This is a genomic window from Microbacterium sp. bgisy189 (genome assembly GCF_057707225.1).
Map to the genome: position 1 here is coordinate 137,957 of NZ_JBYIPT010000005.1, position 13,099 is coordinate 151,055.

The 13,099-nt window shown below is 71.5% G+C and carries 11 protein-coding genes; 3 read left to right on the forward strand and 8 right to left on the reverse strand.

What is annotated here, in order from left to right:
* Positions 1-3: 3 nt before the first annotated feature.
* Both AC3ENX_RS08700 and AC3ENX_RS08705 read right to left on the reverse strand, forming a co-directional pair.
* Entirely contained in the window at positions 4-1,470 is a 1,467-nt protein-coding gene (locus tag AC3ENX_RS08700) for a D-alanyl-D-alanine carboxypeptidase family protein (protein ID WP_434811474.1), read from the reverse strand.
* A gap of 66 nt (positions 1,471-1,536) precedes the next feature.
* Positions 1,537-2,907 (reverse strand): amidohydrolase family protein, encoded by a 1,371-nt coding sequence (locus AC3ENX_RS08705; RefSeq protein ID WP_434811475.1) that lies wholly within the window; start codon positions 2,905-2,907, stop codon positions 1,537-1,539.
* Between the two features lie 72 nt (positions 2,908-2,979).
* On the opposite strand from AC3ENX_RS08705, the gene AC3ENX_RS08710 reads away from it, so the two are divergent.
* Positions 2,980-3,594, forward strand: coding sequence for an LOG family protein (locus AC3ENX_RS08710; RefSeq protein ID WP_434811476.1), 615 nt, complete (start codon positions 2,980-2,982; stop codon positions 3,592-3,594).
* Between the two features lie 6 nt (positions 3,595-3,600).
* Here the strand turns inward: AC3ENX_RS08710 and AC3ENX_RS08715 are convergent, their stop codons facing one another.
* From AC3ENX_RS08715 to AC3ENX_RS08740, 6 genes are all read right to left on the reverse strand, one after another.
* Positions 3,601-4,905: an allantoate amidohydrolase gene (locus AC3ENX_RS08715; protein ID WP_434811477.1), complete on the reverse strand. Its 1,305-nt coding sequence runs from the start codon at positions 4,903-4,905 to the stop codon at positions 3,601-3,603.
* Complete coding sequence (locus AC3ENX_RS08720; protein ID WP_434811478.1) at positions 4,902-6,149, reverse strand: pyridoxal-phosphate-dependent aminotransferase family protein; 1,248 nt, start codon at positions 6,147-6,149, stop codon at positions 4,902-4,904. The genes AC3ENX_RS08715 and AC3ENX_RS08720 overlap by 4 nt, the downstream gene beginning before the upstream one ends.
* Complete coding sequence (locus tag AC3ENX_RS08725) at positions 6,146-7,720, reverse strand: AtzH-like domain-containing protein (RefSeq protein WP_434811479.1); 1,575 nt, start codon at positions 7,718-7,720, stop codon at positions 6,146-6,148. Before AC3ENX_RS08725 ends, AC3ENX_RS08720 begins: the two co-directional genes overlap by 4 nt.
* Before the next feature lie 136 nt (positions 7,721-7,856).
* The gene (locus AC3ENX_RS08730; RefSeq protein WP_434811480.1) at positions 7,857-8,942 is read right to left on the reverse strand and encodes an acetamidase/formamidase family protein; all 1,086 of its coding nucleotides are present in this window, start codon (positions 8,940-8,942) and stop codon (positions 7,857-7,859) included.
* Complete coding sequence (gene allB / locus AC3ENX_RS08735) at positions 8,939-10,327, reverse strand: allantoinase AllB (RefSeq protein WP_434811481.1); 1,389 nt, start codon at positions 10,325-10,327, stop codon at positions 8,939-8,941. The genes AC3ENX_RS08730 and allB overlap by 4 nt, the downstream gene beginning before the upstream one ends.
* 73 nt (positions 10,328-10,400) lie before the next feature.
* Complete coding sequence (locus tag AC3ENX_RS08740) at positions 10,401-11,021, reverse strand: helix-turn-helix domain-containing protein (RefSeq protein ID WP_434811482.1); 621 nt, start codon at positions 11,019-11,021, stop codon at positions 10,401-10,403.
* A gap of 191 nt (positions 11,022-11,212) precedes the next feature.
* On the opposite strand from AC3ENX_RS08740, the gene AC3ENX_RS08745 reads away from it, so the two are divergent.
* Both AC3ENX_RS08745 and AC3ENX_RS08750 read left to right on the forward strand, forming a co-directional pair.
* Positions 11,213-12,169: an ABC transporter substrate-binding protein gene (locus AC3ENX_RS08745; protein ID WP_434811483.1), complete on the forward strand. Its 957-nt coding sequence runs from the start codon at positions 11,213-11,215 to the stop codon at positions 12,167-12,169.
* A 53-nt stretch (positions 12,170-12,222) separates the two neighbouring features.
* Positions 12,223-13,089, forward strand: coding sequence for an ABC transporter permease (locus tag AC3ENX_RS08750; RefSeq protein WP_084201860.1), 867 nt, complete (start codon positions 12,223-12,225; stop codon positions 13,087-13,089).
* Positions 13,090-13,099: the final 10 nt, after the last annotated feature.

A 13,099-nucleotide genomic window follows, 5' to 3' on the forward strand; every position in this document is an offset into this window, starting at 1 on the left:
GGTTCAGCGCGCGGCGTCGAGCAGTTCCTGCGGGTGCTGCAGACGCCATTCGTCGGTGGGCGGGTCGATCGTGCCGTCGACTTCGATGGGCACGGTGATCGTTTCAGGGCCTGCCGTCCAGGTGATGCTGCCGACCTGTTCACCGTCGATCCACGCGGTCGGCTCGCCGGCGTCGAGGCGCACCTCGATGGGGGTGTCGCCCCACACGAGCAGCGACGCGTCCTCGCTGATGATCACATCGACGCTGTCGCCCCACTCGGTCGTGTAGGTCGTGAGCGTGTCGCCGCGCTGCGCCAGCGCGACGGTGCCGAAGCCGCCGCGGATGCTCTCCAGCGTGTCCAGGACACCGGCCGAGACCGCGCCGCGGCTCTGCCCGCCGAGCACGACACCGACGATCTGCAGGGGCGTCTCGGTGCCGACGTCCATCGTCGCCGAGTAAAGGAGGTTCGAGCCGCTGCCCGAGAGGGTACCGGTCTTCAGGCCGGTGATGCCGTCGACACCGAGCAGGTCGTTCGTGTTGATCAGGGAGGTGCCGTCGGCCGCTTCGAACGACGGCATCGCGACGATGGCGGCGATCGCGGGATCCGCCGATGCCAGCCTGCCGACCTCGAGCAGATCGGTCGGAGTGCTCGTGTTGCGGGGATCGATCCCGGTCGCCTCGACGACGCGCGTGTCCGTGAGACCGTGCTCGTCGAGCCAGGCTCGCGCAGCGCGGGTGAAGCCGGCATCCGACCCGAACGCCCACCGGGCGAGCGCCGTCGCGTAGTTGCTCGCCGAGGGGATCAGCATGGTTGCGAGCGCATCGCGTTGCGACATGCTGGTGCCGCGCGGCATCGGCGCGATTGTCGCATCGCGCACGTAGTAGTAGTCGTAGAGCGCTCGGTCGGCGGGGCCGAAGACGATCGTCGGGCCGTCTTCGTTCTGCTCCAGCGGGTACGCGTCGAGCACGACGAGCGCGGTGATGAGTTTCGTGATGCTCGCCATCGGGCGCGCGTCGTCTCCCCCGCTGGCAAGCCAGGTCTGGTCGCCCGAGGTGGCCAGGTAATCCTCGGCGCCCGACACCGAGATCGCGGCCGAGCCCGAGCGTGGGAACGACACGTCTGCGGCGAAGCCCACGGGGGCGGTCGGGGCGACTGCGGCCGGTCCCGTCGGTGCGGGCAGCGGGGCGTTCAGTGCCCAGGCGACGTAGCCGCCCGCGGCCGCGGCGAGCACGACAAGGGGGATGCCGATGCCCAGCGCAGCGCGTCGGATGCGGCGGCGTCGCACCGCGGGATCGACGGGTGCGCGCGGCGCGCGGGGCGGTCGCTGCGGCGACTGCGGCGCTGCCAGGTCTGCGGCGGGCGGCGCCACCGCGATGACCTGCCCGGCACGGTCGTAGTGGTGCTCGTCACGGATGAGCACCTCGAAGTCGGCGAGCGCGTCGACCTCGTCATCGACGCGTCCGGACTCGGGTGCGCGGTCGTGCTGCATCGTGGACCCCCTGCCGATCGGTGCGGTTCCATCCTGCCCGAACCGGGCGGGATCACCGGAACCCGATCAGTGCGGGTGACCCCGCAACGGCACCACGGATGCCGGCAGCTCGTGCACTTTCGCCGAGGCCTCGACCGCGAGCGGATTCACCGACACACCCGACTCGTCGACCAGACGTCCGCCGACGTAGACCTGCTTCAGGTTTCGCGGGCTCATCGCGAGTACGTAACTGCGCACCGGGTGCCACAGCGGACCGACGTCGGGATGCCGCGGGTCGACGACCACGAAGTCGGCGAACTTGCCGACTTCGAGGCTGCCGACCCGATCGTCGACGCCCATGATCTCGGCGCCGCCCAGCGTGTGCAGGCGCAGCATCAACTCCGGCGTCATCGAGAGTGGATCCTTCGTGCGGGCCCGCTGCGCGTAGATGCCGATGCGCATGTTCTGCCAGGGATCGGCGACGTCGGTGCACGCCTGGTCATCGAGCCCGACGCCGACCTTCATACCCATCTCGAGCATCTCGGGCACGAGCGCGATGCCCGACGCGAGCCGGCCGTTCGAGGCCGGCTGCCATGACATCGATGCCCCGCCTGCGACGGACTGCTCGATGATCTCGGGCGTGGTCTGGATGAAGTGCCCGAACATGAGCCCGAGGCCGAGCGCGCCGGCATCGCGGTACAGCGCGAACTTCGACTGCTGGTGCTCGATCGCCTCGGGCGACTCGAGGAAATGGGCCTGGTTGGTGACGCCGTAGCGACGCATCGCCTCGACCTCGAGCTCGGCGGCTTCGGGCCTGGGCGACCACTGCACCTGGCCCATGATGGAGGCGCCGAGGGCGAGGCTCGGGTCCATCGCCCTCGTGTGCGCGACCTCGGCGGCGAACCGCTCGAGAATCTCGTCATCGGTGCCGACGGTGACGTCCAAGCCGCTCGCGTCGACGAACCGGATGCCGGCGTCGAGGCAGCCGTCGGCCTGCCGGAAGTGATATTCCAGTTCGCGCATACCCGCAGTACCGGTGCGCTTGCCGTCGACCATCGACTCCCACGCCTGCAGTGGGTCGGTGAAGTTGTACGCAGTCGTGACGCCGTGGGAGAGGAAGTCGAGACTGCCGTGGAGGGTCGACCAGTACAGCTGCTCGGCGCTCATGTGAGCCGTGGTGCCGAGCATCGAGTCGCACCAGCCGTAGAGCGTGTCGTTGACGCCCAGGCCGCGCAGCCCCGAGGTGAACAGGTGCGAATGGCTCGAGACGAATCCGGGCGCCACGAACATCCCCGACGCGTCGAGCGTCTCGTCGGCCGTCACTGCGGGCGTGCCCGACCCGATCGCGGCGATGCGTCCGTCGTCGCCGACCAGCATCCAGCCGTCTTCGACGAAGCCGGGATCGGCCGTGCCGGCGGGCACCGTGATGAGGTGGGCGTGGGTGACGAGCAGGGTCATGTGCTCGACGGTAGACCCACGTTGTTTCCGCCCTGTCACACTGGGGAAACACGCCGAATCTACCGTCGGTCCATGGGTACCGCGCCGCATCGATTCACCGTCACCGTCTTCTGCGGGTCTGCGCCGGGAGCCGATCCGCTCTACGCAGACGCGGCCCGCGCCGTGGGCGAAGCGATCGCGTCGCACGGGATGAACCTCGTCTTCGGCGGCGGACATGTCGGGCTGATGGGCGAGGTCGCCGATGCCGCGATGAAGGCGGGCGCGCATGTGACGGGCGTCATCCCGCACGCGCTGCGGGTGCGCGAGGACATCCATGGTGAGCTCAGCGAATTGATCGTGGTCGACACGATGCACGAGCGCAAGACGATCATGAGCGAGCGCGCCGACGCGTTCCTCGCCTTGCCCGGCGGGCCCGGCACACTCGAGGAGCTCACTGAGCAGTGGACGTGGGCGCAGCTCGGCATCCACGAGAAGCCCGTCGGTCTGCTCAACGTCGACGGCTACTACGACCCGTTCCTGGCGCTCGTGGCCAACATGCGCGATCGCAGCTTCACCCACCCGCGGTACACCGACATGCTCGTCGTCGCCGACGAGGTCGATGCCGCACTTACTGCTCTGCAGGACTACACGCCACCGGCGCGCGGGGTGGTCTCGCCGGGCGCCGAGATGTCGGCGCTGCGCCCCTGATCGCCGCTACGCGGCCGGCTCGGCGGCGCGGTGCAGCACGGCGGCGGCGAGCGCGCGGATGCCACGTGCGACGTCGGCGGCCGATACCGCCTCGTCGGGGTGGTGGCTGATGCCCTCGGGGTTGCGCAGGAACAGCATGCCGACCCCGGTGATCGCGCCCAGCGCCATGCCGTCGTGCCCGGCCCGACTGAAGATCACGGGAGGCTCCTCGCCGCGCTGCGGCAGCGTATCGACGATGCCGGCGCGCACGACGTCCTGCAGCAGCGGATCGCACGGCACGGCGGCCGCGCGGTGGATTTCGCGCGACCGCCAGCGCAGCCCGCGGCGACCCATGATCTCGTCGAGCTCGCGGGTCAGCGCGAGCCACACCCGGTCGCGCTCCCCGTCGAACTCGCCGCGCAGGTCGAGGCTGAAGCGCACTTCGCCGGGGATGACGTTGACGGCGCCGGGGAACGCTTCGAAGCGTCCGACCGTGCCGATGATGTGATGTTCGGCCGCGCAGACGCGCTCGACGGCGAGCGCGGCCTCGCTCGCACCCAGCAGCGCGTCGTGGCGCATGTCGTAGGGCGTGCCGCCGGCGTGACGTGCCTCACCCTCGACGACGAGCTGGAAACGCCGCGCCGACGCGATCGAGGAGACCACGGCGAGCGCCTCACCGGAGCGGTCGAGTTCGGGCCCCTGCTCGATGTGGGCTTCCAGGTAGCCGATCAGCTCGTCGGGGCGGCGCGCTGCCTCGCCGACCCGCCCCGGGTCGAGGCCGAACTCACGATACGCCTGTCGCAGTGTCACGCCCTCGGCGTCGGCGAGATCCCACCACTGCTCGTTCCAGCGGCCCGCGACCGCCGATGAGCCGAGCAGCGCGGTGCCGAACCGTGTGCCCTCCTCGTCGCTGAACGCGACGATCTCGACGGCGAACGGCAGGCGGATGCCGCCGCCGGGCGCCCGCAGCAGCCGAACCGCCTCGAGCGCGATGAGCACCCCGACGATGCCGTCGAAGCGGCCGGCGTCGATGACGGTGTCCAGGTGCGAACCGAGCATGAGAGCCGGGCCGTCGTCGGCATCGGCGCCTGCCGGGCCGATGCGGCCCACCTGGTTGCCGGCGGCGTCCTGCCAGGTGCGCATGCCGAGCTCGCGCATCCACTCCGCGGCCAGCCGGTTCACACGGGCGTGTTCGGGCGACAGGTACACGCGTTCGATGGTGCCCGGCGTCGCCGTCACCCGCGAGAGCTCGTCGCAGCGCGCCATCACGCGGCGCGCGGCGGCCGCGGTGACGCCCTCGGGCAGGTCGCGCAGGCTGGGCGCGGCCGTCATGCCGCTCCCGCGTACACGTCGGCGGCCGCCTCGACACCGCCCGACACCGGCACCGAGGCCCCGAAGCGGCGCAGCACCTGCTCGAGTGCGGCGAGGGTCGTGAGCACGGTGTCTCGGCGCGCGTTGTAGCCCATCGTGCCGATGCGCCACACCCGCCCGTGCAGCGGGCCGAACGAGGTGCCGATCTCGATGCCGAAGTCGTCGAGCATCGCCTGCCGCGCCGCGTCGCCCGCCACCCCGGCGGGGATCTCGACCGCGACGACGTTGTGCATCTTGTGCGCCACGTCGCCGAACACCTGCAGACCGAGTCCTTGGACGCCGGCGAGCATCGCGGCGCCGGCGAGGCGATGGCGTTCGATGACGGCCTCCCGCCCCTCGGCCAGCAGCACGCGGGCGCACTCGCGCGCCGCGTACAGCATCGACGTCGCCTCGGTGTGGTGATTGAGGCGCCGCGGGCCCCAGTAGTCGAGGATCATGCCGAGGTCGAAGTAGTTGGAGCGCACGAAGTCGGCGGCATCCGGGTCACCGTCCTCGCGGATGCCGGCTTCGACCTTCTTGCGCGACGTGACGACCTCGACCGCACGGGGCGAGAGGGTGAGCGGCGCCGAACCGCTCGGGCCGCCGAGGCACTTCTGCAGGCCGGCGCTCGCGGCATCCACCCCCCACGCGTCGGCCTCGAAGGGGTTGCCGCCGAGCGAGGCGGTCGCGTCGGTGTAGAACAGCACGCCGTGCCGCGCGCAGATCTCGCCGATCTCGTCGAGCGGCTGGTTCATCGTCGTCGACGTGTCGCCCTGCACCAGTGCGAGCAGCGTCGGGCGCACCCGCACGATCGCCTGCTCGACGGCGGCGGGGGTGAACACCTGCCCCCACGCGGTCTCGATCGTGTGTACCTCTGCCATCGCACGCTCGGCGATCTCGGCGAGCAGGTGCCCGAACCGGCCGAACACCGGCACCAGCACGCGGTCGCCGGGGCGCACGAGCGACACGATCGCGGCCTCGATGCCGGCGCGGCTCGTGCCGTCGATCAGCAGGGTCGCGTCGTTGGTGGTGTTCCAGACGCCGCGGTAGAGCTCCTGCGTCTCGGCCATCGCCGTCGTCATGAACGGGTCGTACTGCCCGACGAGGGGTGCCGACATCGCGCGCAGCACGCTCGGGTAGGCCGAGATCGGGCCGGGGCCCATGAGCAGGCGCGCGGGCGGGTCAATCGGTCCGGGCAGGGTGGGGCCGGGGAGGACGGTGGTCATGGTGCTTCCGTTCCGGTGACGAGGGCGTGCAGGGCGAGGCCCTGCCGCACGAGGGCGATGTCGGTTCCGGCGCGCGCGATGAGGCAGACGCCGACGGGGGCGGGGCCGAGGGGCGAGGTGACCGTCAGCAGCGGCACCGACAGGGCGGGCAACCCGGCGACGGCGGCGGGGGTCGTGAGCCGCAGCGTCGCTTGGCGCACGGCGTCGATGCCCTCGCCGCCGGCCGTCCGCGCGGGGGCGGGGCCCGGCGCGGTCGGCAGGATCAGGACGGCATCCGTCACGAGGTCGGTCAGCCGCGCGCGCAACGGAGCGAGGGCGGCGCGGGCGGCGGCCTCGTCGGCGGCCGTGACGGCGGCGGCCGCGCGGAAGCGGTCGGCGACGGCCGGGCCCGTGGCGCCCGGGTGCGCGCGCAGCCAGTCGCCGTTGTTGCGCCAGGCCTCCGCGCCCTGCACCGTGCGGAACGGCACGAGGTAGTCGTCGAGGTCGCCGATCGAGGCGGTCTCGACGGGCAGAGCGGATGCCGCGACGAAGGCCCCGAACGCGGCGCGCGTGGCGGCATCCGCGGCATCCAGCGCCTCGGCCGGGATGACGAAGCGCCACGGCAGGTCGGCGCCGGACTCACCGAAGACCGACTCGGTCGAGTCCGACCCGTCGTAGCTGAGGCACCAGTCCGCGACGCGCTGCAGGGTCGCGCCGTCGCGCGTGAGCCACCCGACGGTGTCGAAGCTCTGCGCGAGCGGTAGCAAGCCCTGCCGCGGCACGAGGCCGTGCGTCGTGCGCAGACCCCACAGCCCCTGGTACGACGCGGGCACGCGCACGCTGCCGGCGGTGTCGGTCGCGAGGCCGATGTCGGCCTGGCCCGTCGCGACGGCCGTCGCCGGTCCGCTCGATGAGCCGCCGGGCAGGGCTCCCGGGAGGGCTCCGTTGGGCGGGGTGCCGTAGTGCGCGTTGTCGCCCGCGATCGAGTAGGCGAACTCGTCGGTGCGGGCGATGCCGCGCAGCGACGCTCCGCCGCGGAGCAGGTCGGCCACGGCGGGGGCGGTCGTCGTCTCGGCGCGCGCCGAGTCGAGGTAGGTGGGGTTGCCCGCGCCGATGCGATAGCCCTTGATGGCGAAGAGGTCTTTGACGGCGACGGTGAGGCCCTCGAGCGGGCCCTCCCACACGCCCTGGAACAGCGGGTCGCCGACCGATCGCCAGACCGACCGGTCGAGGGCCTGCGCGCGCGGCGTGACGTGGGCGGCCGTGATGAGCCAGCGTCCGTCGAGGCGCTCCCAGACCTGCGTCTGCAGTCCCGTGCCACCGCCGTGGAAGCGCGAGACCGACACGAGCAGCGCGACGTCGCCTGCCAGCGGGCGGTACTCGATGCGCTCGATCGTGCGGGGCGGAACCCCACCGCGCACGCCGCGGAACGCGCTGATCGTGTCGTGCCCGACGAGCAGGCCCGCGCCGTCGCCGCGTATCGTTTCGGCGCCGGGCGCGAACGCGGCATCCAGCGCATCGAGGTCGTTCGCGAGGATCGCGGCCTCGTACGCGTCGAAGGCCGCCCGCAGGTCGGCGGGGATCTCGCTCACGCGTCACCCCGCTCCGAGGGCGCGGCTGCCGGCGCGGGCGCGGGCGCCGGCACGGGCGCATAACTCAGGCAGAATCCCGCCCGCGGGCGTCGATACCCCTGCCTGAGCCCCGAACAGCCTGAGTTATGCGCCGCGCTCACGCGTCACCCGCCGTCTCGACGCCGGCGAAGTCGGCCTCGCGGATGCGGGCGTGCACGCCGCACACGATGTCGACGACCTGCGAGATGTCGAAGTCGGTGGCCGCCGACAGGTACGCGTAGGCGAGGTGCTCGGCCATGCCGTACCGGGCGGCGAGCAGGTCGAGCGCCGCGCGCACGGCCTTGCGCATCGCCTCGTTCAGGTCTGGGTCGAGGCCCGTCGGAACGAGGTACTCGTCCGTCCGCACGAGGGGGCCGGTGACCTCGCCGAAGGCGGCAAGCGCCTCGGCACGCGGCACGACCTCGAAGCGCAGTGTCGCGCGCAGGGATGCCTCGAGCGCCGTCAGCGCGACTTCGCCGTCGCCCTGCGCGAAGTGCGGGTCACCGACGTAGGCGAGGGCGCCGGGCACCTGCACGGGCAGGTACAGGACCGCGCCCTCGACGAGCAGGTTGATGTCGATGTTGCCGCCGTGCGACCCGGGCGGCACCGAGTGCGGGCGCTCCGGACCCGCGGCGGCGACGCCCATCGTGCCGAGGAAGGGCGCGAGTGGAAAGCCCACGACGCGCTCGCCACCCTCGACGAGCGGCAGGCGCCCGGCGCCGCCGGCGACCGGCGTGAAGACGCTGACGTTCTCGGGGCCGCGCGGCAGCGTGCCGGGCAGGGCCCCCTTGCCGTGCCGGTTCGAGATGACGCCGTACGGCACGCGCGGCGCGAGCTCGATGACCGTGATCTTGAGCAGGTCGCCGGGCTCCGCCCCCTCGACGAAGACAGGCCCTGTGACGACATGCGGCCCGTCGGCGACCGCGTCGCGGGGGACGGATGCCGCGATCTCGATCGCGTCCGTGAGCACCGCCTCGGGCGCGACCCCGTGTCCCGTGAAGTATCCGAGCGGATCCTGCCCCTGATCAGGGAGGATGCCTTCGTGGCTGACGGTGTCGAACGTGACGGTCGCCCCCGCCGGAACGGCCAGCACCGGGGCATCCGTCTCGCACGGCAACCTGCCCCACAGCACCGTCTGCGGCGACGCGGCGACGTAGTGGTCGCCGGGGATGGGCCCGATTCCGGGCTGCAGGATCTCGCTCACGCCGTTCCTCTCGACAGGAGGCGGCCCGCCGGTGGGCGCCTCAGCCACGGCGCCTCGCCGGCGCCGCCTTCGCTCGCGTCGTACACACTCTGCCCGCGCAGCCACGTGCGGCGCACGCGTCCGGTGAGGACCTTGCCGTCGTAGGCCGAGATGGGGTTGCGATGCTGCAGGGCGCGCGCCTCGATGCGCAGGGTGTCGTCGAGGCCGAACACCGCGAGGTTCGCGGGCGCGCCGACGGCGATCTCGCCGACGTCCGTCAGTCCCGCGACGCGCGCGGGACCGGTCGTGAACAGCGGCAGCAGAATCTCAAGCGGGATGCCGCGGCGGCGCGCCTCAGTCCAGACGGCCGAGAGGCCCACCTGCAGGCCCGCGATGCCACCCCACGCGAGGCCGAAGTCGCCGTTCCCCGAGCGCTTGAGGTCGACGGTGGAGGGCGAGTGGTCGCTCACGATCGCGTCGATCGTGCCGTCGAGGATGCCCTGCCACAGGAGGTCCTGATTGCTCGCTTCGCGGATCGGCGGACAGCACTTGAACTCGCTCGCGCCGTCGGGGATCTCCTCGGCGGTGATCGTCAGGTAGTGCGGGCAGGTCTCGACGGTGAGGTCGACGCCGTCGGCCTTGGCGGCCGCGATCGCCGGAACGGCGCGCGCGTCACTCAGGTGCAGGATGTGGGCGCGTGCGCCGTGACGCCGCGCGGCGGCGATGACGGCGTCGATCGCGGCTTCCTCGCTCGCCGGCGGGCGCGACGCGAGGAAGGCGGCGTAGCCGCGCCCGAGCGACCCGTCACCGGAGAGGAGGTCGGGGTCTTCCGCGTGGACGATCAGGCGCGAGCCGATCGCCGCAACCTCGGCCATCGCGCGGTCGAGCTGGTCGCGATCGAGGTGCCCAAACTCGTCGACGCCGCTGGGCGCGAGGAAGCTCTTGAACCCGTACACCCCCGCGTCGTGGACCGGCCCGAGCGCACCGAGGTTCTCGGGGACGGCGCCGCCCCAGAACCCGATGTCGACATAGGCGGATGCCGCGGCCGCCGCCCGCTTGATCGCGAGGGCATCGGTCGTCGTCGTCGGCGGGATCGAATTGAGCGGCATGTCGACGAGGGTCGTCACGCCGCCCGCGGCCGCGGCGAGGGTCGCCGACCGGAAGCCCTCCCACTCGGTGCGGCCGGGTTCGTTGACGTGCACGTGCGAGTCGACGAGACCGGGGAGCAGGGCCGCGTCTTCGGGCACTTCGACGGCGCCGCGCGGGGCACCGTGGGGCACCCGGACGTCCGCGATGACGCCGCCCTGCACGACGACCTCAGCCGGGCGGAACGCACCGTCGATCCACGCGCGCTCCGCGCGGATCACGAGCTCCGCGGCATCCACCTGCACTTCACCGGTCTTCACGCTTCTAAAGCTATTGCTTAACGTGACGCGAGCGATTACCCCCACGTAACGGGCGTGTGAAACGCCGCCGGGTTCAGACGCCGCGCGCCGGGAGGATCGTCAGCCAGATCGCCGAGGCCACGTCCGCCGTCTGGTTGACGACGCGGTGCGGCCGAGACGCCGCGAACGAGAGCGACCCGCCTGCGCCGAGCCGCACGGCGCCTTCCGTGAACTCGAACGTGAGCTCGCCCGAGCGCACGTAGCCCGACTCGAGGCCGTCATGCACGAGCATCGCACCGTCGGCGCTGGACGCGGAGCCGGGCGGGTAGATCGACTCGAAGAAGTCGACGCCGGGAAGAGGCGCCGGCGACAGCCGCCGGTAGACGACGCCCTGGTCCAGCTGCGCGGGGGCAGCCTCGCCCGGCCCGGTGACGAGGACCCCCGGGAGGGGTTCGGCGACGTCACCCGCGGCGTGATCGAGGTCGGGTGCGAACAGATCGAGATCATCGAAGATCGCCGACACGGGAGCGCCCAGCACGGCGACGAGCTCGACGAGCCGGTTGACCGAAGGGCGCATCGTGCCCGTCTCGATCTGCGACAGCGCGCTCGACGAGATGCCTAGCTGTTGTGCGACCGACGCGAGGGAGCGGCCCGAGGCCGTCCGCAGCCGACGCAGTCGCGCACCGATCTGTGCGGGCAGGGAGCTCTCTTCCACGGCATCCTCCGGTCCTCATGCGCGACCCATCGTATGCGCGACCGACTCCGCGCGTGTTCAGTCATGACTTAACACAACCGTTACACCGCCTTCATGGCGAGCGCCACCGCGCTCGCTTTACTGGGGCCACACAGCACCTCGCACCGTCCGTCGGCCGTGTCGTCGGCGGACCGAACCCGGGAGTCCTTCACATGGCACGATTCCGTCCTCGCATCGCCGCCGCGCTGGCCGTGGCATCCGTCCTCATCCTGTCCGCCTGCAGCTCGGGTGACACGACACCCTCGTCGTCGGATGCCGCCGAGACCGTCACCGTCAAGATCGGCACTCTGCGCGGCCAGCCGCACTTCTACCAGCCGTTCCTCTACGACGACCACGCCGTCGACGATGTGAAGTTCGAGGTCGTCACGCTCGACACGACGCCTGCCCTCTCCGACGCGCTCGTGTCGGGGTCGATCGACTTCGCGATCTCAGGTGTCACCCCGACGATCTCCTCCATCGCGCAGGGCCGCGACCTCAAGATCATCGCGAGCGCCGCCGACGGCGGATCCGGCTTCATCGGAAACGGCGAGTCGAGCCTTGACGAGCTTGTCGGCAAGAAGATCGGCATCGTCCAGGGCTCGGCCCAGGAGGTCGCCCTCCGCCTGCTGATCGACGAGGCCGGCCTCACCCCCGAGGACTTCGAACTGTCGGTGATCCCCGTGCCCGAGATGGCATCGGCGTTCATCGCGGGCGACATCGACGCGTTCATGGGCGTCGAGATCGGCGTCTCGATCGCGAAGAACGCCGGCGGCACCGAGGTCGTCGACCCGTACTCGACGCCCATCGGCAAGGTCAACATCGGCCTGGTCACCACCGGCAAGCTCATCGAGGAGAACCCCGAGCTCGTGCAGAAGGTCGTCGATACGCACGCCGCGACGACCGCCTACATGGCCGACAACATCGAGGAGTGGCTGCCCGGCATGGTCGAGGAGTTCGGCGGCGACCAGGACGTCTTCACGTCGGCGCTGGCGAACTTCTGGCTGCGCTCGGATCTGTCCGACGAGTACGTCGGGCAGCTCTCCGCCCTCGCCGAGGCGATGGCCTCGATCGGGCTCATCACCACGACGCCCACGGGCGACGACATCGTGGACACCTCCTTCACCTCGTGATCGCACGTGCGGGGGCGGCTGCGGCCGCCCCCGCACGTCAGAAGGGCGGCCGCATGGCCACGCAGACGACGGCGCGACCCGTGCGCCGACGCCCTCCCGCGCAGCGACCCAATCAGCGCGCGCTCCTCACGCGGATCCTCCTCGGGATCCCGATCCCGTTCCTGTTCCTCGTCTTGTGGCAGGTCGGGCGCGACCAAGCGTGGGAGATTCCCCTCATCGGCATCCGGATGGGGTATCTGCCCGCCCCCGGCGACGTCGTCGCGTCGCTGTGGGACTACGCGTTCGGGGGCATCCACGACGACGCCTTCTCCGGCGACCTGTGGGTAAACCTCGGGGCGTCCTCGCTGCGCGTGCTCATCGGCTTCCTGATCGCGTCGGTGCTGGCCATCCCCCTCGGCATCCTGATGGGCCGCTACTACAAGATGGACGCGATGTTCGATCCGTTCATCAACCTGTTCCGGCCGATTCCGGCGACGGCGTGGGTGCCCCTCGTCGGCCTCCTCATCGGCTGGGGCGACCAGGCGACGATCTTCCTGATCGCCCTGTCCTCGTTCTTCCCGATCGTGCTCGGCGCGATCAGTGGCTCCAAGGAGGTCCCGGGTCGGCTCATCGAGGCCGGGCAGATGCTCGGCGCCAGGCGCTGGGAGATCCTCGGCCAGATCGTCGTGCCCGCCTCGGCGGCAGCCGTCATCAACGGAATGCGCGTCGGGCTCGGGCTCGCCTGGGTCGTGCTCGTGCTCGGCGAGAGCGTCGGCGTCAACGTCGGCCTCGGCTCTGCGATCATCCTCGCCCGCGACGTCGTGCGCACCGACATGATCGTCGTCGGCATGATCGTGATCGGCCTCGCCGGCTTCCTCTCCGACCGCATCCTCGTCGGAGCCTTCCGCCTGCTCACACGCGGGCGCCCCCTGGTGAAGTGACGGGAGCACA